We start from the raw sequence: 23,141 nt of genomic DNA on the forward strand, positions 1-23,141 counted from the left end.
TTTTTTTTTTTTTTTTGTTAAAAATTTATTTTTTTAGCCTTAAAATCCTAAAAACACTAAGTTTGTTAGTATTTATTATAACAAGTGTTATATTTCCATATATGCTGAAACTATTGTAAATACTGCTATTTTCATTTTTTTAACTTTTTGTAAAATTAAATAAAAAAAGTAGTTCTAAACTTTTTTAAGCCTAAAACTACTTATTTAAAATAGAATTTATTTTTTTTGTTCCAATAATTTCATAAGCATTTCTTTGATTTCTTTATTCTCTTTTTCAAATAATGAAACTTTATCTTTTAAATTCTTTATTTCTGCATCTTGCTTTTCATTTATTTCTTCAAGCTCCTTAACATTTTGAGATTTTTCTCGATATTTCATTCTTGATTTCTTATCCCCAAGCATTACACCTAGCCCTACACCTTCAATATTTTTAACTTTTTCATCAACTTCGCCTTTGGTTATATAGTCGCCTTCCATTAACTGCTTCTTTTGAATCTTTTGCTTCTACTTCTTCTCCACATAAAGTTCCTTTATGGAATTTACCATTTTTATCTTTTACAACCTTAATATTTCAATTGAGATCCAACTACAACATCCTTTAAAGTTGAATTTATTTGACCTGCCACAACACCACTAATACCTTTATCTAAGAAATTAAATTTCTTTCCTATTTGTATTTCAGTGAATCTAGGATTTTCTTTTTTGTTTTCCCTGTTGTATCTTGACTTACAAAAATTTCTACATTATCCGTTACATATCTGCCATTTTTTGCATCAACATTGCTAACTGTCTATTATCTACCTTTCTTCTAGTTATATCAAATGTTTCACCTAAATTGGCATCTTTACTTGTGTTATTATTAAAATATTTTCTTTACTTAAACATATTATTTACATTCTTTATTTTACAATAATATATTGTTATTCATTCTCTTTAAAACAAAGTTAATATATACCCATCAAGAAGTGCAATAAAGAAGTACATAAGAACTGCTCTTTTGAATGCTTCAATATGTTTTTTTGGATTCTGATAAAGCTCTTTTTGTTGTATTTTCACTAACCTTATACGCTTTGTATTTCTCCACCATAATAAGTCAATAATTACGAGGTCAAAAACATTTAAAATTTCTCCTAAAATTATTAGTTGTATAAAATTATATAAAAACTTTGTCTTACGAATGAAAAGACCTAAAAAGAAAAATATTATGGTAAATATGAAAAAATTTAAAATCCATGTAGCAAATTTATCCTTTTTCTTAAATTTACCTTTATATTCTTCAATTAATTCTATTTGTCTTTGCACCTCATCTGGATAAGATCCATAATTTTTTAAATTTTTCTCATCTGTTCCAGTTTTTAAAATACATAGTATAAAAAGAATGAAACAGGAAATAATAATTGCAAATAAAAGCATATGCACACCTTCTTTTTTATATTATACTTTATTATCCTATACATATCCTTAAAACTCAAGAGTAAAAAATTGTAATATTTTAAATAAAGAATAAAAAAACTCTTCTGTTAATTTAATTAGAATAAAGTTAGGAAATATTAATGTGAGTACCAAAAGATAAATTAAAATAGTAAACAAAGGAATTGCTACGATATTAATAAGAAATGAAAAAACATATATCTTTTTAAAATATATCCAGGTAAAAGGCGTTAATATTAATTGTGTATAGAGATTTTTTAATAATAAATTTTTTTCTTCTAAAAAGATTGTGCAAAAACTTGCAACATATGACAATACAAAACTAATTTCACCTATTTGGTAGGGATTATATAAAAAAGAGAATGCAAAAGATAGAAAATATGCTTTTTTTGTGGAAATACTTTCATAGCAAATTTTAGCAAGTATCAAAAAAAATAGCATTTGATATGCTCTTGAAATTGACGGCACAAAGCCAACAGTGAACACATATATTGTTAATATCACCAAACAAAAAATTTCTTTTATTCTAAAATCAAGAAAATACAATGCTCTTTGAGCGAAAGTATAAATTAATGTGAAATGTAGACCCGATATGGCTAATAAATGGCTTAGACCTAACAGTCTAAACTTTATTTTTATATCCTTTTCTAAATAATATTTTTCATTTAAAAATATTGCTTTTGAAAATTTATAGATTTCTTTACTGAATATATTTTTTAATCTTTTATCCAAAAGTCTTCTAAATATATTAAATCTACTTTCTTTTATGGCAATTACTTCATTATCTTTGAAATAAAGGGTGTAGCTTCCTGCACCCTTTATCTCATATTCATTACTAAGTAATTGTTTTTTTATTAATAGCTTTCCATTTATTTTTTTTACTATCATATTATTCCCATCTACATATACCCCTTTACTTACAATTTCTTCATTTCCTTTGTAGGTATTTAAGTATAGATATATGGGATATATTAAAATAAATAGTAATAGAATTTTAACTTTCATTTGATAATACTGCAATATTCAACCCATTGGTTGTATTATAGCTCAGTCTATCATAAATTTTTTTAGATTTTTTATCTTTGATTATTATTGTAAATCCTCTGTCAATATTCCCTTTTTTTGTTATTTTTCTTGTGAAATTATGCTCAACATTATTTGTTTCATATATGAATCTATCATCTAATTTTAAAGTATTTCCTATATATTCTATTTTATTATTATCCAAATTAAAAACAATTTCATACATTTTTTCATCTACATTAGATTTTTTTTGCAAATAGTTCATAGTATTAATTATTTTATTTTTTATATTATAGCTTCTTGCCCTATTAATACTACGGTTATAGTTTGTGATAATAAAAAAACTTGTTAAAGAAATAAGAGAAATTACAATTATAAGCTCAACCAAAGTAAAACCATAATTTTTCTTCATACAGCCCCCCTAATAATCTAGTTTTGATAATCTTTCATAGTAGCCAAATCTTTTTATAGCATCCTTTTTATTAGCTTCCAAAATTTCTTCAGCTTCTTTCGGATCTTCATTAACTAGACGAACAAATCTATTTTCATTCATTAAAAATTCCCTGTATTTTTCAAAATTTGGTTTTTTGAAATCTATTTGTAGGGGGTTTTTACCCTTTTCAATTAAGCTCGGGTTAAATCTAAGTAGATTCCAATAACCAACTTCAACAGCTAATTTTTCTTCACTTTGACTAGATAAACCACCTTTTTGCCCATGTTCTATACAAGGACAATATGCTATTATTAATGATGGTCCATCATATTCATATGCTTCTTTAAAAGCCCTTATAGTTTGATTTTGATTAGCTCCCATAGCAACTTTTGCTACATAGACATTTTCATAAGTCATCATTAGTGCAGCCAAATCTTTTTTATTAGTTCTTTTACCTTTTGCTGCAAACTTCGCAATTCCACCCAAAGGTGTCGCCTTTGAAGCTTGACCACCTGTATTTGAATATACTTCTGTATCTAAAACTAATACATTAACATTTACTCCACTAGCTAACACATGATCTAAGCCTCCAAAACCAATATCATATGCCCAACCATCACCTCCTATTATCCATATAGATTTTTTAAGCATATATTGCTTCAAATCATATATTTTTTGTAATAAGTCACTATTCATTCTTTCTTTTTCTAACAATTCTCGAGCCTTATCAGCATTTTCATCAGTTTGATTTTCAATAAATTGTTCAAATGCTTCTATCAACTCTATACTAGCACTTTTTTCATTAATAACTTGAGATATATCTTGTAATAATTCTCTTCTTACAGCTTCACTTCCTTCAAATAGACCATAACCATATTCTGCATTATCTTCAAATAATGATGATGCCCATGCTGGTCCTCTTCCACATTCATTAGTTGTAAATGCTGTTGAAGGAGCTGAGGCACTATATATTGATGAACAACCGGTAGCATTAGCTACTACCATTCTATCTCCATATAACTGTGTTAAAAGTTTAATATATGGTGTTTCACCACAACCTGCACAAGCCCCTGAAAACTCAAATAAAGGTTTTGCAAATTGTGAACCTTTGACCGAAGTCTTAGGTAATAGTTTATCCTTGTATTTAACTTTTTCATAAATATATCTTGCATTTTCTGCTGTACCATTCTCTATTTCTTCATTAGTTGGCTTCATTACCAAGGCCTTTGTAGGGCAGATATCTACACAAGCTGTACAACCCGTACAATCTTCAGGAGATACTTGTATAACAAATCTATAATTTTCCATTCCTCTTCCTACAGGTTTTAAAGTTTGTATTACATTAGGTACTTTTTTCAATTCTTCATCATCTAGTAAAAATGGTCTAATTGTTGCATGCGGACAGACAAAAGAACATTGATTACATTGTATACAAGCCTCAGGTATCCAATGTGGAACTTGACTTGCAATATTTCTTTTTTCTAATGCACTTGAACCTGGTAAAAAAGTACCATCTTCAAAGCCTCTAAAAGCTGAAACTGGTATTTCTGAACCCTTAAGTGAATTTATCGGATTCATTAATTTTTGCATAAAAGTTGATAATTTCATCTCTTTCATAAGTAAATTTAAATTTTTCCAATTTTCATCTACCTTAACCTCAACTACCTTATCACCCAAGTCAATTGCTTCATAGTTTCTTTGTACAAATTCAAGACCTTTTTTTGAATATACCTTGTCTGCATAAAATTTCATATATTTCTTTGCTTGTTCATAATCAATTATATTAATTAAATAGAAGAAAGCTGATTGCATTATGGTATTTATTTTTGTTCCCATCTTCAATTCATATGATAATTTTGTTGCATTTATTATATATAGTCTAATCTTTTTTTCTGCTAATTTTTTCTTAAAATCATCTGGTAATTTTTCAACTATACTTTCCTTGTTATATAGTGTATTTAATAGAAAAATTCCACCCTCCTTTATATTCTCTAGCAAGTCATATTTTGACAAATATGCAAAACTTGAACAGCTTACAAAGTATGGTCTTTCAATTAAATATGGTGCATTAATTTCTTTTTTAGAAATTCTTAAATATGATCTAGTTAAGCCACCCTCTTTTTTGGAATCGTATGAAAAAAAACCTTGAACATAATAGTCCGTATGTTCTCCTAATATCTTTATACTATTCTTATTAGCACTTACTGTACCATCTGAACCTAAACCATAAAAAAGACATTCTATTTCTTTTTTTTCAAGATAAAATTCCTTATTTTCATTAAGAGATTTAAAGGTTACATCATCAATTATACCAATGGTAAAATCATTTTTAGATTCTTTTTGAAATAGATTTTCAAAAACACTAAGTATATGACTAGGACCTGTATTTTTTGATGATAAACCATATCTTCCACCAACTATTTCAGGTTTTAATTCTGAATCATAAAAGGCATTTCTAATATCTAGATATAAAGGATCAGAAGCACCTGGTTCCTTGGTTCTATCAAGAACAGCTATTTTTTTAACTGTCTTTGGAACAACTGAAAATAGGTATTTTTTTGAAAATGGTCTATATAAGTGAACAGTAATAAGTCCTACTTTTTTCCCCTTTTCATTTAAATAATCTACTACTTCTTTTATAGTTTGAGTAACTGAGCCCATTGCAATTATTATATACTCTGCATCTTCTGCCCCATAAAACATAAATGGCTTATATTCTCTTCCAGTTACTTTTTTTATTTTCCCCATATATTCTGCTACAATATCGGGTAATTTTTCATAAAATAAATTTTGTGATTCTCTTGCTTGAAAGAAAATATCTTCAGTTTGTGATGTACCCCTTGTAACTGGTTTTTCAGGATTCAAACTTCTTTTTCTAAATTTTTTTAATTCTTCGTAATCAACTAATTTTTCTAAATCAGAATAGGATATTTCATTAATTTTTTGTATTTCATGTGAAGTTCTGAAACCATCAAAAAAGTGCATAAAAGGAATTCTACCCTTTATGGTTGACAAATGTGCAACTGGTGCAATATCCATTATTTCTTGTACTGAACCACTCGCTAGAATTGCAAAACCTGTTGTCCTTGCACTATATACATCTTGATGATCGCAAAAGATTGATAAGGCATGAGTTGAAATGCTACGAGATGCTATATGAATAACACCCGGTAACAATTCTCCAGATATTTTAAACATGTTTGGAATTTTAAGTAATAACCCTTGCGATGCTGTAAATGTTGTTGCTAAAGCTCCTGATTGCAATGCACCATGTACAACAGCTGCTGCTCCTGCTTCTGATTGCATTTCAATTAATTTTACTGTTTGCCCAAAAATATTCTTCTTATTTTGTGAAGCCCATTCATCTATATATTCAGACATTGTAGATGAAGGAGTAATAGGATAAATAGCTGCAAGTTCTGTAAAAGCATATGCAATATATGCGGCGGCTTGATTACCGTCCATAGTTTTCATTTATTTCTCCTCTCATACTAGGCAATTTTCTATATCGCAATAGTCTTACTTAATTATATCAATAATAAATTTAATTGTAAAGTTAGAAAAAACAACTTGAACTTATTGTATTTATTGTTTGATTTATTATTTTTGAAATTTTTGTATTTGTAGATATATAGTTCTGTATACCTAAAAAGAATATAGAAAAAATATTAGCTTCTATTTCACATCTATCATTTCCTCTTATCCTGCTAAAGCACCTACTATCTATATCGTGCTTTAAAATGTGATATATTTCGTGACAGATAATAAAGTTTCTTTCTAATCCTCGAATTTTTTTATTTATAACTATAAAATCTTTATTTCGTATTTTAATAGTATATGCTTCAAGTTCATTTATATATTCATCTTCTATTAAAATAATATCATTTTCATCTAGTAACTCTTCTATACTTGAATACTCATTTTTGAGTTTCTTAGAATAACGAACTACTTCTTCTATCATATTTCATTATTATCCTTTAGCATTTTTATATATACCTTTGTTATAGATTTACGAAGCATTTCTTTATTTTCTAAATTAGCTATATTTCCTTTAAAAAACATAATATTATTAGTTGATAATATTGTTTCTAATTCTTTATTTTGCTCTTCATTAAGCATACTTGTATCCACAAAGTCATAATCCTCTTCAAAGCCTAACAAATATTGAGGGCTTGTATTAAGTACATAGGCTATTTTTTCTAATTTATCACTAGGTATATTTATTAAATTTTTTTCATATTTAGATAGTGTTGACTTCTGTAAGCCAAGTTTTTCACCTAATTCTGCTAAGGTCATTTTCTTAGCCTTTCTTTTTTCTTTTATTCTATCTCCGACATTCATAACATCACCTACTAATACTATATATTACTTTTTACTAAAAATCAACTTTTTTAATATAGTTTCTTAAAAGTAAACAAAAAAAAGCAAGATTCAATCTAGCTTTCTATTTCATTGTATTAAAAATCAACTTTTTTCAAAAAGTTTCTTGACAAGAAACTTTTTATACTGTATACTTTAAATATAGGACAATTATCAACTTACTTAACATAATTAATAGTAGTATTATGAACAAAACCCATTGATTTTGCTTTTTGTTGGATTTCTCTAATATTAACTAAGTTTGCTTTCTTTTCTTCTAAACTAGAATTTTCTTTTTGTAAAGCGACTAATTGTTGTCTTAATACTTCATTATTTCTTGCACTTGCATATAGACTTGCTGATGAAAAAATATTTATTGCAGCAAAAACTAATACCAATGAAACACAAGCACTTGGCATTGATAATACTGCTGAAATTATTCTACTTTTTGTACTAACTTTTTTATTACCTATTACTCTACTATTTATACCTCTTTTTACTCTTTCCATATTTTTAAATCCTTTCAAATATTCTAAGTTGAGCTGAATGTGCTCTATTATTACTTTCTAATTCAGAATCGCTTGCTACTATGGCTTTTTTATTAATAATTTTTCCATATGATTTTTTTTTACACACACAAATTGGTATATCCTTAGGACAAGTACAAGGATTTTCATAATATCTGAATTTTTCCTTAACTATCTTATCTTCTAATGAATGAAATGTAATTATCAATAATCTTCCACCCTTATTAAGTAATTCTATAGCATCATCAATTGTTTTTTCTAGAACCTCTAGTTCATTATTAACATATATTCTAAGTGCTTGAAATGTTCTCTTAGCTGGATGTTTCTTCATTGACTTTCCTATTGCTCTTATAACCAATTCTGCTAATTGTGTAGTTGTTTTAATTTCATTTTCTTCTCTATACTTACAAATATATCTTGCTATTCTTCTAGCTTTCGGCTCTTGACCATATTTAAATATTATATTTGCTATTTCTTCTTCAGTAAATTTATTAACTATTTCATATGCTGTAAGTTCTTTTTCCTTATTCATTCTCATATCAAGAAAGGCTTCCTTCTTATATGAAAATCCTCTGTCTATTTTATCTAATTGATTAGATGAAACACCTATATCCATTAAAATAGCATCAACTTTATCATAGCCAGCCATATACAAAACATATTTTAAATTACTAAAATTATTCTTGAATATTTTAACTCTATCTGAATATTTTTCTAATCTTTTTGTTGAAAATTTAATAGCTTCATCATCCTGATCTATAGCAATCAACTTAGCTTTACTATTTTTAAGTATTCCTTCAGAATGACCACCACCACCTAAGGTACAGTCAACATATATGTTATACTCTGGTTTAATCATATTTTCAATAACTTCGTTATATAACACAGGTTTATGATACATTCTGCCTCCTAATCTTCTAAGCTTGCTGCTATTTCTACATAATTCAACACTGATTCTCCAAGATATACATTCCAAGTTTCAGTATCCCAAATTTCAATTCTATCATTTATACCTGTAACTGTAATTTCTTTTTTCATATTTGCATATTCCTTAAGTGCCTTTGGTATACTTATTCTTCCTTGCGAATCAAAAGTTAGCTCTGTAGCTGCTGATAAAAATATTCTCAAATAAGCTCTTTGTTTTGGATTTGTCATACTAAGTTTTGATAATTTTTTTATTTTTTCATTCCACACTTCTTCTGTAAATAAATCAATACATCTTTCCAAACCTCTTGTGATAAAAAAAGTAGTTCCTTCTAGTTGATCTCTTAATTTTGACGGAAAAGTAATTCTTCCTTTACTATCAATTTTACAATTATATTCCCCTGAAAACATAAAATCACCACTTTTCGCCACTTTTTACCACTTTCTTCCACTTATTAAAGTTATACACCATTTTTTTTGAAAAATCAAGCTTTTTTATTAGTTTTTTTATAAAAAAAAAGAATTTTACTTTTTTGTAAAATTCTCTATTTGAGTTATTTTAAATAAAAAAGGACTCAAAGTCCCTTTTTGTTTAAAATAAGCTTCTTTTCATTAAATTTTATATTGTGTCTTCCCAATGTTTTCATTCTTCTTATCTTATTTATTTTATAACTTTTTTCTTCATTTTCTTGCATTAAGCCATCTTCATTTTCTAGAAAACCAACTAATAATATTTCCTTATCAAATATTAGCATCGTTGGAATTATTACACTTATTTCATTATTATATTCAATTTTTAATTTACTTTTTGTTCTAATAGCCTTATATATTTCTAATAATTTTTCTATATTTTTTACCTTATAATTATCTTCATCATATAGTTCATATTCTTCATCTAAAATATTCTTTATTTCTCTTTTATCAAAATTTCCTGAACTATATTTCAAAATAGTATCATTTATTCTCAAAATATCTTTTTTACTAAATGCTCTACTTTCTATTAATAATTTACAAATAATAACAGCTTCTGCTTCACTTAACTTGTTATCACTAATTTTTAATAGATAATAATTTTTTTCTTTATGATCATAAGCTATCGCATCAGTGAAATCTTCTTTTCTAATTCCTTTCGATAAATATTCCCTTATATCCTCTATATCTCGTTGGATACTTCTTTCATTAACTCCAATAGTTTTTGCAACAACACTTTTTTTAATACTCTCACCATTTAATAATTTAGTGTATAATTCTAGGATTCTGTATATTTTATCTTTTTTAGAATCTGACACGCTCTTCCCTCCATAACTTTATTTTAATAAACAAATCAATTTTATAATATATCTCTTAATTACTTCAATATAACTTTACATTTTAATTGAAAACTTTTTTTCGTAATTTGCCACAGTAAATTATATATTGAAATAACTTTTTTAACTTATTTTTAAGAACTATCAAAAAAAGTCTGTAAATACTACCTTTTAACATATTACAAACTTTTCAAACAAGTGAATTTTTAAATTCTGTTGGTGTTATATTTTTGTACTTTTTAAAATTATTATTAAATGTTTTTATATTATTATATCCTACCAAAAAGCATATATCTATTATTGATTTATTTGTATTTAACAACAACTCACAAGACCTATTAATTCTTGTATAGTTCAAGAAAGAATTAAAATTTTTATCTACATAAAGTAAAAGTAACTTATTTAATTTTATTTCATTTAAACCAAATAACTTTGATATATTCTGAACATCTAACTCTTTATTGTAATTATTTATTAAATAATCAATTATTTCAAAGGCAACATTTTTATCTTCTTTTGTTATGTTAAATAGCGATGTCTTATATATTTGCCTATACACTGCTGGTGTCATATTTTTCTTTAATTTCCAAATTTTTGTAATATGCGATCCATCTACAAAGCCGACAGTTTCTGCTATTTCATCTAAATTCAATTCTGTATAAAGTAACAATTCTTTAGTTTTTTGTAATCTAATTTTATATAATATTTCTTTAAAAGTTAAAGAAGAGAATTTATCTATATGTTCTCTTACCTCAGCTTCACTCATAAAAAATATCGTAGCAAGTTTCATAATACTTAATTTCTCACTAGAATGAGCATAAATATATTTTATAATAGTCTGACTAAGAGAAAGGCTTGTTTTTTGCTTTTTTGAATTTAAATTTCTTGTTATTTCTATTAATAACTCTACTATTTTTATTACTACCTTTAATGTTGTAAGCTTATCCTTATCTTTATCTATATCTAATTCTAAAATACTTTCATCGCCTATTTCTTCTCTAATTTCAAGCATTATTTTTTTTACTTTATTTGCATACTCATAATTTAATTTACTAATATCATACTTATTAACAATATCAAATATTTTCATATCTGTATTATTTATATTATTTAAAATATTTTTTAAATGTAATTTGTTATATGATAGTATAATATAATTCAAAGGTTTTTCTATATCAAAAATTTCTACTATACTGTAGGGACTAATAATTACAATTGTAGCTTTTTCAATTGAATATTCCCTATTATTTATTTTCATTTTTGCCTTACCTTCTATTATGTAAAGCAATTTATCACTAATATACAAACACTCTTTATTATTTTCTAATATTCTAGCCTGTATGCTTATGCTTTTTTCTTCATTATATCTTGTAATACTATCACTACTATACATACGATAAACTCCTATAAAAAACTGACCTCCTTCATAAAGGGGGTCAGTACTTTTTACTAATCTTCTATAAATTTGTTGTTTAAACTATATTCTGCTTTTTTCTTAAAGAACATTACTATACCTATAATTGTTATAATCAATGCTATAACAGCCCCTACAGTTAATATTGTAGTTTGGCTAGCTCCGCTAAAGAATCTTACAAATCCTTCTGGTGCTATTATTATATATGTAATACAAACCATAGTCATAAATATTGCAGGTATAAATGTTATTAAATAATTTTTCTTTCTCTTCATTAACCATACTGATGATGACCATAGTCCTATCATTGCTAATGTTTGGTTAGACCATGCGAAATATCTCCAAATAATATTAAAATCTACTTGTGATAATATTGCACCTATTACAAATAAAGGTATTGCTATTAAATATCTATTTTTAATAGATTTTTGATCTAATTTCAATATATCTGCTATAGCAAGTCTTGCACCTCTAAATGCTGTATCTCCTGAAGTTATTGGTGCTGCAACTACTCCTAATACTGCCAATACTGAACCTACACTACCTAATGTTATTTTTGCAACCTTATTAACTACTACTGGTGCTTTACCTGCTGCAGCCAAACCTGTCAAATGTGCTGCTAATGAATGATCTGTACCACCAAATAAAGTTATTGCTGCTGCTGCCCATATTGTAGCTACAATTCCTTCACCTATCATTGCTGCATAGAATACTTTACGACCATCTGCTTCTGTTTTTATACATCTTGCTATTATAGGTGATTGAGTAGCATGGAATCCACTTATAGCACCACAAGCAATAGAGATAAATAAGAATGGGAATAATGTAAATTTATGGTTATAATTAATTTGTTTAGCTAATTCAGTAATTTCTGGTGTATAATATTTTCCAGTTAAATTCATATAAATTAATGAAACTGAAATACCAACTGCCATAAAGAATAATGCTAGTCCAAATAATGGATACAATCTTCCAATCAATTTATCAACTGGCAAAATAGTTGCTAAAATATAGTATAAGAATATTATTACTAAGAAAATATTAAATATTTTATTATCCATTTTTCCACAAATCAAAGTTGTTAATATTTGTGCTGGTGAAGTTAAAAATACAACTCCAACTAAAACCAATAGAATTATTGAAAAGACTCTCATTACTTGTCTTGCAAATTCTCCTAAGTTTTCACCAACAATTTCACCTACTGTTGCACCTTTGCTTCTAACAGATAACATACCACTGAAGAAATCATGCACTGCTCCTGCAAATATACATCCTAAAACTATCCATACAAATGCCATTGGACCAAATGCTACTCCAGCTATTGCACCAAATATAGGTCCTGTTCCTACTACATTTAAAAATTGTATAAATAATGATTTAAATGTTGATAATGGAACATAATCAACCCCATCAGGTTGTGAGATGGCAGGTGTTTTTCTTGAATTGTCAGAACCAAACACACTGTCTACATATTTTCCATAAAATATGTACCCTAATATTAGGATAACTAATGATAAAATAAATGTATACATAACTCCTCCTAAGTTAATATATTATTCTATAACAATATTTTAACATGATTTTCACAATATGCAACTTTTTCAAATAAGCATTATCAATTTTTTTAATTTATGATATAATTAATATACATAAATTGTGTTGAACAAAATAATGAAAGGAATAAAAAAATATGAAAAAAACTTTATTTTTATCTGGCATGACTTGTAATGACTGTGCTGATAAAATTTCTAAATATTTATTCAGTTTACCAGAAATTGAAGATGTTATAGTCGATCTTGATACAAATCAAATTGAAATTGAATTAAATTCTGCAATATCTACAGATGTTTTAAAATCAGTAATAAAATCAGCTGGTCCTTTTACTTTAATTGATATAAAATAGGTGCAATATGTCATATTATGCTTATTATTTAATAAAAGAACAAAAAAGTGGTGTTGTTAACACCTGGGAAGAATGCAAAAATTTAACTACTAATAAAAAGAGTAGATATAAGAAATTTTCAACTCTTTCTTCTGCAAAAGAATGGATAAAAAATGGTTGTATTTATGAAAAAAAAGAAAATATTTATCCAAGTCTTGACGAAAATGCAATATACTTTGATGCAGGAACTGGTCGTGGAATTGGTGTAGAAGTAAGAGTTACTAATATAAATAGGCAATCTATTTTGTCTAAAATTATTCCAGAAAATTTAATAAATAAATATGGTAATTATCAAGTTGCAAAAAATAGAACCAATAATTTTGGTGAATTAACTGGAGCTTTTTTTGCTTTAAAATTAGCACTAAAATATAATATAAAATTAATTTGTGGTGATAGTAAATTAGTTATAGATTATTGGATTAATTGTAGATATAATAAAGCAAACATTGATAGTGATACTATAGAATTAATTGAAAAAACTAATAAATTATATATTGAATATAAACTTAAAGGCGGAAAAATATCTAGAATTTCTGGAGATATAAATCCTGCTGATTTAGGTTTTCATAAATAGGAGTTGTCTATGAGTATAAGAAAAGCACATATAATAACTTATGGTTGTCAAATGAACTATAATGAAAGTGCAAAAATGTCTAATATGTTACAAGATATAGGTTACGACATGGTTGAAGAAGCTGAAGATGCTGATTTAGTTTTAATAAATACTTGCACAGTTAGAGAAGGTGCTGCAAGTAAAGTATATAGTGAACTTGGTAGATTAAAAGAAATAAAAGAAAATAAAAATGACTTTATAATTGGTGTTACAGGTTGTCTAGCACAAGAAGAAAAAGAAAACTTTATAAAGCGTACACCCTATGTTGATTTAGTTATTGGAAATCAAAATATTGCAATGTTACCAGATTTAATTGATGGTATCGTAAAAAATGAAATAAATAATATTGTTATGGTCAATAACAAAGATGTATTACCTAAAAGAGTCGATGCTGACTTTGGAAATGATATCTCTGCTTCTATAGCAATAAGCTATGGTTGCAATAATTATTGTACTTTTTGTATAGTTCCTCATGTTCGTGGTAGAGAAAGATCTGTTCCTTTAGATGAAATTTTAAGTGATGTTAGAAAATATACAAAAAAAGGATATAAGGAAATACTATTCTTAGGTCAAAATGTTAATTCTTATGGAAATGATTTAAGAAAAGATGAAAAAACTAGCTTTGCAAATCTACTAAGAGAAAGTGCAAATATTGAAGGTAATTTCTGGATAAAATATATATCTCCTCATCCAAAAGATTTTACAGATGATGTTATTAAAGTTATAAAAGAAAATCCAAAAATTTCAAGAATGCTACATTTACCTCTACAATCTGGTTCAAGTAAAATATTAAAAAAAATGAAAAGAGGTTACACTAAAGAACAATATCTTGAATTAGCCTTTAAAATAAAAAAAGAAATACCTGATATTGCCTTAACTACAGATATTATAGTTGGTTTCCCTGGAGAAACCGATGAAGATTTTAAAGAAACTTTAGAAGTTGTTGAAAAAGTTGGCTTTGAAAATGCTTTTATGTTCATGTATTCTAAGCGTAAAAATACGCCAGCTAGTTCATATAAAAATCAAATTAGTGATGAAATAAAAAATCAAAGACTAAAAACTCTTATGAATATGCAAGATAAAATTGCATATAATTTAAGCCAAAAATATATAGGTAAAGTTGTTAAAGTCCTTGTTGAAGGTGAAAGTAAAAAGAATAAAGATATGCTTTATGGACGAACATCTACACACAAAATTGTACTATTTCCAAAAGAAAATATGGATATTTTAAAAGGTCATTTTGTAAATGTAGAAATAACACATACCAATACTTGGACTTTATATGGAAATTTGAAAAAGAAGGTGAAATAGTGGACGAATTATTAAAATATAAAACAACTAAGCTTAGAGAAATTGCAAAAGAACATGGAATTGAAAATTACAAGTCTATGATAAGAGAAGACCTAATTAATAATATCTGTGTTCAATTAGCAAAAGAAGAAGGAAAATTATATACTGTTGGAACACTTGATATAATGAATGATGGTTATGGTTTTTTAAGAAATACAGATCTTAATGCCGATGTTTATGTTTCTATATCACAAATAAAAAAAATTGCCCTAAGACAAGGTGATGTTATTTGTGGTGAAATAAGAGTTCCTATAGGTACTGAAAAAAATTATGGTCTAATAAAAATTCAATTTATAAATAGTGATACTATTGATAAAGCTCTTAATAGACCTGTTTTTGATGAATTAATACCTGCTTATCCAAATGAAAAAATAAAATTAGGCGAAGGTGAAATTTCATCAAGATTAATTGATCTTATTGCTCCTATAGGTAAAGGTCAAAGAGGACTTATAGTTGCTCCTCCAAAAGGAGGTAAAACTGTGCTATTGACTACACTGGCAAATGATATTATAAAATATAATAAGGACATTGATGTTTGGATTCTTTTAATAGACGAAAGACCAGAAGAAGTTACCGATATAAAAGAAAATGTCAAAGAAGCTGAAGTATATTCTGCAACTTTTGACGAAGATCCTAATATTCATATCAAAGTTACAGAAAAAGTATTAGAAGCTGCAAAATTAGAGGTTGAAAAGGGGAAAAATATTGTAATACTAATGGATAGTTTAACAAGACTTGCAAGATCATACAATATTGTTATTCCATCAAGTGGTAAAATAATAAGTGGTGGTATAGATCCAAAAGCTTTATATATGCCAAAAAAATTCCTTGGAGCAGCTAGAAATATACGGAAAGGTGGTAGTCTTACAATAATTGCAACAGCTCTTATTGATACTGGTAGTCGTATGGACGAAGTCATATTTGAAGAATTCAAGGGAACTGCAAATATGGAAATAATTCTTGATAGAACTTTACAACAATTACGCCTATTCCCTGCAATAGATATAATAAAAAGTGGTACTAGACGAGAAGATTTACTTTATGCAAAAAAAGAATTAGATCTTATTTGGGCTTTAAGAAGAAAATTAATGAAATGTAATGAAGCTGAAGCATTAAAATATTTACTTGATTTACTTAAACAATATAGCACAAATGCTGAACTAATTGATAATATAAAATATGAATTAATGTAATGAGGTGTATATGAAAACATTTAAATATTTACTTATGCAGGCTCTATTTTTTGCCTGCTTTTGTGCTTTATTTGCTTTTGCAAATCCTTTTTTAAGTTCAAAAAATTTTTCCATAACACAGATAGGTTTACTTATAACCTTATCTTCAATTTTTTCAGTTATTTCACAACCATATATTACTAATTGTATAGAAAAGTATAAAAAATTCACAGTAAAAAAATCTATATTGTTATTGACATATTTAACAATATTGTCTTTATTGATAATACTTATTAGTAACAATACTTTTATTTTATTTTTATGCTACGTAATAGCTTTAGGTTGTATTATGAGTATTCAAACTTTTATGTATCCCTTTATTTTCGAATACATTGATGAAGGATATAAAGTTAATTTTGGTTTTGCAAGAGGTATGGGTTCTGTTACCTATGCAGTTGTTTCACTAACTTTAGGCTTTTTCTCAAAAAAAAGTTTGAATTTTCTACCTGCTTTTTGCTTTATTACTTCATTTGCTCTATTACTTGTAGTGTACTCATTTAAAAATTTAGAAAATAAAACTATTTCTAATAATAATTTAGAAAATGAAACTACTTCTTTTAAAGAATTTTATAAGAAAAATAAAAGTTTTTGCTATATTCTTTTAGGCTGTACCTTATTATTCTACACACATTCTGCCTTGAATACATATTTAAAAAATATTATGGAATATATTAATTGTGGAACTTATGAAGTTGGTGTCTGCTATATGCTTTCATCAATAATTGAGTTTCCTGTAATGACTGCAGTACCCTATCTACATAAAAAATTCAGTTATAATTTCCTATTTGCTATATCAGCTATAGGTTTTACAACTAAATGTTTTTTTATCATGCTTGGAACTTTATTTAAAAGTATTAGTATAATTTATTTTGCACAATTCTTTCAAATATTTGGTTTTGCCTTATACTTACCAGTATCACTTTATTACATATCTACAGTATTAGATAAAAAAGATGTTACAAAGGCTCAAGCATATTTAGGAATTGGCATTACTTTAGGTGGAATTCTAGGAAATTATATCAGTGCATATATTTTCCAAAGTTTATCTATATTTTACTTCTTAGCTTCTTGCTTTATAATTACATTTATAGGAACTTTATTTATCACAACTAATACTAAAAAAAGTTAATTTTGAAATGAGGTGTTATTTTGAACAAAAAATTTTTAGGTATATTTTTAGCAACAATTAGTTCTACTTTATGGGGAATCGGGGGCAATTTCACAGGATATATCTTTAAAAATTCAAATATTGACTATAGTTCATTAGTTTTTTTCAGAATGTTTATAGCTAGTATTATTTTCTTTATTCTAGGTTTTATAAAAGATGAACCAATTAAGGCTTTCGATATGATAAATAACAAAAAACGCTTTATACAGCTTATTATTTACTCATTTTTCGGTATGCTTGGAGTACAATTACCATTTTATGCAACTATAAAATACAGTTCTGCTCCTTTTGCAACTCTAATGCAATTTGGTTCGCCTATATTAGTTATACTATATATTTGTTTTAAATATAGGAAAAAACCTCAACTAAATGAAATTATTTGTACTTTTTTCATACTAATAGGTGTTTTCTTTGTAGTAACAAATGGAAAATTAAACAGTTTATCTGTCCAAGTTAATGCAATTTATTGGGGACTTATTACAGCCTTTGGTTATGCCTTTTATATAGTCTATGCAAAAAATTTTTTCTCATGGCCTACTTCATTTTTAATGGCTTATGGTATGTTATTTGGTTCAATTTTCATATTACCTATAACAAATTTTAAAATTTCAATTAGCTGTCTTAGTCATTCTAATATATTATTCTCATTTATTATGGTCTTGACTATAGGAACAGTTATTCCTTTCTATTTATTAATAGAAAGTTCAAGATATATTAATCCTAAGCTTACTTGTATGCTTAGTGTAGCTGAACCTATTGTTTCTTTATTAGTTTCCATAATATTTATGCATGAACATTTTGGTTTGTACCAATTTATTGGAATACTTATTATAATATTTTCAATATTTGTAGTTACATCTACTACAAAAGATTAATAATTTAGATTCTTACTTTATTAAGAAAGTTAAGAATCTTTTTTTTATTTCTTTATCCTCAAACTTTACAATTTTTTTCAAAAATGCTAAGCTATATTAGCAAAGTAGAAGGAGAAAAAAAATGAAAATTGGATTTGATCACGAAAAATATCTTACAGAACAATCTAAGTACATTTTGGAAAGAGTTAATGAGTACGACAAACTTTATATTGAATTTGGAGGAAAATTATTTTCTGATTTACATGCAAAAAGGGTTTTACCTGGCTTTAAAAAAGATGCTAAAGTAGAACTTTTACATAAACTTAAGGATAAATTAGAAGTTATTATCTGTGTTTATTCTGGAGATATTGAACGGAATAAATTAAGAGGTGACCTAGGTATCACTTATGATCTTGAAGTTTTACGTATAATTGACGATTTACATGCAAATGATTTACAAGTTAATAGTGTCGTTATTACAAGATATACTGGACAACCCTCAGCAAAAATTTTTAAACAAAAATTGGAAAGTCGTGGTATAAAAGTATATATCTTTGAACCAACTATGGGATATCCTAATGATATTGATGTTATCGTTAGTGAAGAAGGTTTTGGTCAAAGACCATATATTAAAACTACAAAACCTATTGTAGTTGTTACTGCCCCAGGTCCTGGTTCAGGTAAATTAGCAACTTGTTTGGCACAACTATATAATGAACATAAACATGGTGTTAATGTTGGATATGCTAAATTCGAAACTTTCCCAGTTTGGAATTTACCACTTAAACATCCTTTAAATATAGCTTATGAAGCAGCTACAGTTGACTTAAAAGATGTTAATATGATAGATACATTCCACTTGAATGCCTATGGAATAAATGCTGTTAATTACAATAGAGATATTGAAGCTTTCCCTATTTTAAAAAGAATAATTGAAAAAATAAAGGGTTATGCTATTTATAAGTCACCTACAGATATGGGTGTAAATAGACTTGCGACTGGTATCATTGACGATGAAGTAGTTAAAAAAGCTTCATGTGATGAAATTATTCGTAGAATGTTTAAAACTGCCTGTGAATATAAAAAGGGATATGTAGATCTTGATGTTTCAAATAGAGCAAAAATGATAATGGAAGAACTTAATTTAAAAGAAACTGATAGACCTTGTGTAATTCCAGCAAGGGAAAAAGCTGAAAAATCTGGTTTCCCTTCAATGGCAATTGAATTAGATAATGGAAAAATAATTACAGGTAGAACTACTGAAATTATGGAAGCTGCAGCCTCTGCAATATTAAATGCAATAAAATATTTAGCAAATATTGATGAAAATTTACATTTAATTGCTCCCGCTGTACTAACTCCTATTTTAAAATTAAAAAAGGAAAATCTAGCTTATGTAAATGCAATTTTAACTGTTGAAGAAGTCTTAATTGCTCTTTCAATTTCAGCTACTACTAATCCTAGTGCTGCTCTTGCATTACAAATGTTACCAAAATTAAAACATGCTCAAGCTCATTCAACAACTATTTTACCAACTAAGCTAGAACAATTATTTACAAAACTTGAAATTGATGTAACAGCTGATCCTGTATTTGCTACAGATAAGCTATATTATTAATAAAAAATGCCTTGCTTTGCAAGGCATATTTTTATGTCCGATAATTATTTCTTAAGCAATTTCATAAGAAGTTCCTTAATCTCTTTATTTTCTTTTTTCAATGCTTCAATTTCTTTTTGTTGTACACTACTATCATAAATTTCCCCAAAAACAACTCCTATACCTAAACCAAGACCTAAGTTTCCTTTAGTATTTACAGTTCCATTTAATCTATATGTTAATCTTCTATTCTTTGTTATACCACTCAAACCTATAGCTACAGCATGTTCTGAACCATAAGTACCATATGCTGCTGAAAGTCCTGCTGAACTTGATACATTTTGTGTTAAACTAGACATAGCCATACAATTAGCTATACCACTTAATGCCATATCTGTTTTCTTATCCATATTTTCAATTTGTTTTTTCATTTCTTTACTCATTTGAGCATCTTTACCATTTTCGCCTTTTAATGAATCTAGGAAATCAGATACTGTTAATTTATCTAAACTCTTACCATGTTTATCTGCATATTCAACAGCTTTATCTGATGTTGCCCATATATCATAAGCACTCTTACCATTTTTTCCTGGTTTTCCTGGTTCTCCAGCTTTCAATTTAATTTTATCTATTTCATCTTTTAATTGTTTAACATTTACTGCATCAGTATCGTCTTTACCTTCTGCAACAAATTTTATTTGTCTTTGAGTATTACTATTACCGATTGAAACTGCATTTGTTACTGGTGTACTACTATCTCCAAACACTATTGCATTATTAATACCATCTATTGTTACGTTACTTCCAAATACTAAGTTTTGATTACCCTTAACCTTATTATTATATCCCATAACTTGATTCATTTCGCCTGTTACTTGTGATAATTGACCAATATTTGTATTATTTTTCCCTGTTGTTAATAAATCAACACCGAATGAAATACTATTTTCTCCAACTGTTTTAGTTCCTTTACCCATTGCTATTGCATTATCACCAACAGCTAAGGTATCAGTACCATAAGCTATATTATCCTTTCCCAAATTTCTTAAATCATATAAGGTTAGAGCATCTTTTAGTGCCTTTAATCTTTCTTTATTTTCTTTTAATGTATTAGTCATTTGTTCTATTTCAGCTTTTACTTGTTCATATTCCCTTGATAAAATTAAATCTTGTTCACTAGGATTTATTCCTTTAGCATTTCTCTCTGCTTGTTCATATTCAGATTTCATTCTATCTATTTTTTCTTGTCTTTCTTTTATAGCGTTCTTATTTACTCCTAAAGCTTGTTCTAATTCATTAGTTAATTTTTCTGTTGTTATCTTATTCTTATTTAAAACATCATCTATATTTTCTTTTCTCCATTCATTTATAAACTTATCACAAATTTTAGATAATAATTCACCGGTATTCTCTAATTCTTCACCAAATAATTCCTTATACTTTGCTTTTATTACTTCTATATTCGTATCTAATTTTTGCTGTCTTTTATTTATGCATTCTCTTTTCTTATCTAGCCATGTAACATCATGTGTTTGTTCATATTCCCATTGGTCATGTGTTATTTCATAATCTAAATCAACCAATTCAAATTTCATATCAGTTACCATATTGAATAAAATTGTAGATTTTCCATTAGTTAAAGTGTCAAATTTACCAACAAATTCATTTCCAATTCTTTTATTAACATCATATATTTGATTTTTCCAATCATCTTTAGCACTCTTCCATAGATCATAATCTGTTTGATTAGTTATATCTACATTAATATCTTTTACTGTTGTTACTGGTTTACCATTATACATATATTCTGAATTATTAACAATTCCAATTTCACCACTTATACTGTAATTGCCTAAATATCTATAATATGCATCACAATTCATTGCATTACTATAAGATAAAGTGTCATAACTAATTGGCATACTTTCATCATAAATACTCCTACAATATATAACTATATCTTTTAAATCTCTCTTTAAAAAATTTGCTTCAATTTTATTATATATATTATTTATTTTGCCATTTGGTAAATTAGTAGACCCATATATACAATTACTTAATATTTTATTCATTCTCAAATCACCAAGTGCCTTATAATAACTAGTTATATAGTCTTTATAGAACTCTTTACTTAAATTTAAGGTAGTACCTTGTTCTACCTTTTGTTTAAATTTCTCAGCTGTTTCATCTGATTCTCCTGAAGTTTCTATATTCCCTAATTCTCCTATTCCGGTAAGTCTTGAATTTAAATCATCTATTTTAGCTTGATAGTTCTTGAAAAATTCTTCACTTCCGTCAACTTCTGTTTGCCAGGCATTTCTTAATCTTTCAGCTTCTCTTTCTGCATTAGCCTTCGCATTTCTTATTTGTTCTACTCTAATACCTGCTTGTATTACATCTTGTTCTCTTTTTTGTAAATCACTTATCTTATTTGTGATTTCTACACCTTTCTTTTCTACTTCGCTTATTTCATTTAATTTTGCTTGATTTTCTTGTAGTTTTCTCTCTATATCTTCTTTACTTGTATTATCACCACCTGTAGCTACAGCACCTTTTCCTGTTGCTATACCATTTTCACTTGTAGCAATACTTCCTTTTCCACGAGCTCTTGAATTATCTCCTATTTCTAATCCATGATCTTCTCCAATTATTGAGACATTTACATTATCTCCAAATACTGCAATACCTCCAGTAATCATGAATAAAATTATGATTGCCTTATTTATTGCAATTTTTTTCTTAAAATTAGCCTTAATACTTTTTTCTAACTTATTCATTTTACCTCCAAATTATATTTCATATTTGCCAAGTATTATACTACCCCCACTTTGCATATTTTGTCAACTATTTTTTTGCTATTTTTTTACATATTATATGAAATATAGTGTATTTATATTCAATTTTATTTTCAATTATTAACTTAAATTAAACATTACATTTATATTGCCATATAAATATTTATTAACA

The 23,141-nt window shown here is 26.8% G+C and carries 21 protein-coding genes; 7 read left to right on the forward strand and 14 right to left on the reverse strand.

The annotated features are described in order from the left end of the window. Positions 1–216: 216 nt before the first annotated feature. From AWT65_RS03470 to AWT65_RS03530, 13 genes are all read right to left on the reverse strand, one after another. The gene (locus tag AWT65_RS03470; RefSeq protein ID WP_066729404.1) at positions 217–477 is read right to left on the reverse strand and encodes a hypothetical protein; all 261 of its coding nucleotides are present in this window, start codon (positions 475–477) and stop codon (positions 217–219) included. Between the two features lie 456 nt (positions 478–933). After that, positions 934–1,413 (reverse strand): ABC transporter permease, encoded by a 480-nt coding sequence (locus AWT65_RS03475; protein ID WP_066729406.1) that lies wholly within the window; start codon positions 1,411–1,413, stop codon positions 934–936. A 48-nt stretch (positions 1,414–1,461) separates the two neighbouring features. Continuing rightward, complete coding sequence (locus AWT65_RS03480; protein ID WP_066729408.1) at positions 1,462–2,436, reverse strand: ComEC/Rec2 family competence protein; 975 nt, start codon at positions 2,434–2,436, stop codon at positions 1,462–1,464. Further along, positions 2,426–2,866 carry a type II secretion system protein gene (locus tag AWT65_RS03485; protein ID WP_066729410.1) on the reverse strand — a complete coding sequence of 147 codons (441 nt, stop codon included), beginning with the start codon at positions 2,864–2,866 and terminating at the stop codon, positions 2,426–2,428. Before AWT65_RS03485 ends, AWT65_RS03480 begins: the two co-directional genes overlap by 11 nt. Positions 2,867–2,875: 9 nt before the next feature. Beyond that, a complete protein-coding gene (nifJ, locus tag AWT65_RS03490) occupies positions 2,876–6,361 on the reverse strand; it encodes a pyruvate:ferredoxin (flavodoxin) oxidoreductase (protein WP_066729412.1) in 3,486 nt (1,161 codons plus the stop codon). Positions 6,362–6,443: 82 nt separating this feature from the next. Then, complete coding sequence (locus AWT65_RS03495; protein ID WP_066729414.1) at positions 6,444–6,848, reverse strand: ImmA/IrrE family metallo-endopeptidase; 405 nt, start codon at positions 6,846–6,848, stop codon at positions 6,444–6,446. Beyond that, positions 6,845–7,228 (reverse strand): helix-turn-helix domain-containing protein, encoded by a 384-nt coding sequence (locus AWT65_RS03500; protein ID WP_066729419.1) that lies wholly within the window; start codon positions 7,226–7,228, stop codon positions 6,845–6,847. The genes AWT65_RS03495 and AWT65_RS03500 overlap by 4 nt, the downstream gene beginning before the upstream one ends. Before the next feature lie 197 nt (positions 7,229–7,425). Further along, complete coding sequence (locus tag AWT65_RS03505; RefSeq protein WP_066729421.1) at positions 7,426–7,755, reverse strand: hypothetical protein; 330 nt, start codon at positions 7,753–7,755, stop codon at positions 7,426–7,428. 4 nt (positions 7,756–7,759) lie between these two features. Next, the gene (rsmH, locus tag AWT65_RS03510; RefSeq protein WP_066729423.1) at positions 7,760–8,674 is read right to left on the reverse strand and encodes a 16S rRNA (cytosine(1402)-N(4))-methyltransferase RsmH; all 915 of its coding nucleotides are present in this window, start codon (positions 8,672–8,674) and stop codon (positions 7,760–7,762) included. An 8-nt stretch (positions 8,675–8,682) separates the two neighbouring features. After that, a complete protein-coding gene (mraZ, locus tag AWT65_RS03515) occupies positions 8,683–9,129 on the reverse strand; it encodes a division/cell wall cluster transcriptional repressor MraZ (RefSeq protein ID WP_232292788.1) in 447 nt (148 codons plus the stop codon). 143 nt (positions 9,130–9,272) lie between these two features. Next, positions 9,273–9,986 carry a hypothetical protein gene (locus AWT65_RS03520; protein WP_066729425.1) on the reverse strand — a complete coding sequence of 238 codons (714 nt, stop codon included), beginning with the start codon at positions 9,984–9,986 and terminating at the stop codon, positions 9,273–9,275. A gap of 208 nt (positions 9,987–10,194) precedes the next feature. Next, positions 10,195–11,397, reverse strand: coding sequence for a helix-turn-helix transcriptional regulator (locus AWT65_RS03525; protein WP_066729427.1), 1,203 nt, complete (start codon positions 11,395–11,397; stop codon positions 10,195–10,197). Between the two features lie 56 nt (positions 11,398–11,453). Then, positions 11,454–12,950, reverse strand: a complete 1,497-nt coding sequence (locus AWT65_RS03530) for a carbon starvation CstA family protein (protein ID WP_066729429.1) — start codon at positions 12,948–12,950, stop codon at positions 11,454–11,456. Positions 12,951–13,108: 158 nt separating this feature from the next. Between AWT65_RS03530 and AWT65_RS03535 the strand changes: the two genes are divergently transcribed. The 7 genes from AWT65_RS03535 (at position 13,109) to AWT65_RS03570 (ending at position 20,195) form a co-directional block, all read left to right on the forward strand. Beyond that, positions 13,109–13,321 (forward strand): heavy-metal-associated domain-containing protein, encoded by a 213-nt coding sequence (locus AWT65_RS03535; RefSeq protein ID WP_066729430.1) that lies wholly within the window; start codon positions 13,109–13,111, stop codon positions 13,319–13,321. 7 nt (positions 13,322–13,328) lie between these two features. Next, positions 13,329–13,934, forward strand: a complete 606-nt coding sequence (locus tag AWT65_RS03540; protein WP_066729431.1) for a ribonuclease H family protein — start codon at positions 13,329–13,331, stop codon at positions 13,932–13,934. A gap of 15 nt (positions 13,935–13,949) precedes the next feature. Further along, positions 13,950–15,284: a tRNA (N6-isopentenyl adenosine(37)-C2)-methylthiotransferase MiaB gene (gene miaB, locus AWT65_RS03545; protein WP_066729576.1), complete on the forward strand. Its 1,335-nt coding sequence runs from the start codon at positions 13,950–13,952 to the stop codon at positions 15,282–15,284. Further along, entirely contained in the window at positions 15,284–16,516 is a 1,233-nt protein-coding gene (gene rho / locus AWT65_RS03550; protein ID WP_066729433.1) for a transcription termination factor Rho, read from the forward strand. Before miaB ends, rho begins: the two co-directional genes overlap by 1 nt. A gap of 10 nt (positions 16,517–16,526) precedes the next feature. Further along, on the forward strand, positions 16,527–17,684 hold the full coding sequence (locus tag AWT65_RS03560; RefSeq protein WP_083497813.1) for an MFS transporter: 1,158 nt from the start codon (positions 16,527–16,529) through the stop codon (positions 17,682–17,684). A 20-nt stretch (positions 17,685–17,704) separates the two neighbouring features. After that, the gene (locus AWT65_RS03565) at positions 17,705–18,598 is read left to right on the forward strand and encodes an EamA family transporter (protein ID WP_066729439.1); all 894 of its coding nucleotides are present in this window, start codon (positions 17,705–17,707) and stop codon (positions 18,596–18,598) included. 121 nt (positions 18,599–18,719) lie between these two features. Then, a complete protein-coding gene (locus tag AWT65_RS03570; protein ID WP_066729441.1) occupies positions 18,720–20,195 on the forward strand; it encodes a DUF1846 domain-containing protein in 1,476 nt (491 codons plus the stop codon). Between the two features lie 44 nt (positions 20,196–20,239). Here the strand turns inward: AWT65_RS03570 and AWT65_RS03575 are convergent, their stop codons facing one another. Further along, entirely contained in the window at positions 20,240–22,951 is a 2,712-nt protein-coding gene (locus tag AWT65_RS03575) for a YadA family autotransporter adhesin (protein WP_066729442.1), read from the reverse strand. Between the last annotated feature and the right edge of the window lie 190 nt (positions 22,952–23,141).

Origin of the sequence: Sneathia sanguinegens, assembly GCF_001517935.1 — a bacterium.
GTDB classification, from domain to species: Bacteria; Fusobacteriota; Fusobacteriia; order Fusobacteriales; family Leptotrichiaceae; genus Sneathia; species Sneathia sanguinegens.

What these genes read in the sequence shown, in the direction of transcription:
- AWT65_RS03470 (WP_066729404.1), bottom strand. Translation starts at nt 477, where the DNA reads ATGGAAGGCGACTATATAACCAAAGGCGAAGTTGATGAAAAAGTTAAA.
- AWT65_RS03475 (WP_066729406.1), bottom strand. Translation starts at nt 1,413, where the DNA reads ATGCTTTTATTTGCAATTATTATTTCCTGTTTCATTCTTTTTATACTA.
- AWT65_RS03480 (WP_066729408.1), bottom strand. Translation starts at nt 2,436, where the DNA reads ATGAAAGTTAAAATTCTATTACTATTTATTTTAATATATCCCATATAT.
- AWT65_RS03485 (WP_066729410.1), bottom strand. Translation starts at nt 2,866, where the DNA reads ATGAAGAAAAATTATGGTTTTACTTTGGTTGAGCTTATAATTGTAATT.
- nifJ (WP_066729412.1), bottom strand. Translation starts at nt 6,361, where the DNA reads ATGAAAACTATGGACGGTAATCAAGCCGCCGCATATATTGCATATGCT.
- AWT65_RS03495 (WP_066729414.1), bottom strand. Translation starts at nt 6,848, where the DNA reads ATGATAGAAGAAGTAGTTCGTTATTCTAAGAAACTCAAAAATGAGTAT.
- AWT65_RS03500 (WP_066729419.1), bottom strand. Translation starts at nt 7,228, where the DNA reads ATGAATGTCGGAGATAGAATAAAAGAAAAAAGAAAGGCTAAGAAAATG.
- AWT65_RS03505 (WP_066729421.1), bottom strand. Translation starts at nt 7,755, where the DNA reads ATGGAAAGAGTAAAAAGAGGTATAAATAGTAGAGTAATAGGTAATAAA.
- rsmH (WP_066729423.1), bottom strand. Translation starts at nt 8,674, where the DNA reads ATGTATCATAAACCTGTGTTATATAACGAAGTTATTGAAAATATGATT.
- AWT65_RS03525 (WP_066729427.1), bottom strand. Translation starts at nt 11,397, where the DNA reads ATGTATAGTAGTGATAGTATTACAAGATATAATGAAGAAAAAAGCATA.
- AWT65_RS03530 (WP_066729429.1), bottom strand. Translation starts at nt 12,950, where the DNA reads ATGTATACATTTATTTTATCATTAGTTATCCTAATATTAGGGTACATA.
- AWT65_RS03535 (WP_066729430.1), top strand. Translation starts at nt 13,109, where the DNA reads ATGAAAAAAACTTTATTTTTATCTGGCATGACTTGTAATGACTGTGCT.
- AWT65_RS03540 (WP_066729431.1), top strand. Translation starts at nt 13,329, where the DNA reads ATGTCATATTATGCTTATTATTTAATAAAAGAACAAAAAAGTGGTGTT.
- AWT65_RS03560 (WP_083497813.1), top strand. Translation starts at nt 16,527, where the DNA reads ATGAAAACATTTAAATATTTACTTATGCAGGCTCTATTTTTTGCCTGC.
- AWT65_RS03570 (WP_066729441.1), top strand. Translation starts at nt 18,720, where the DNA reads ATGAAAATTGGATTTGATCACGAAAAATATCTTACAGAACAATCTAAG.
- AWT65_RS03575 (WP_066729442.1), bottom strand. Translation starts at nt 22,951, where the DNA reads ATGAATAAGTTAGAAAAAAGTATTAAGGCTAATTTTAAGAAAAAAATT.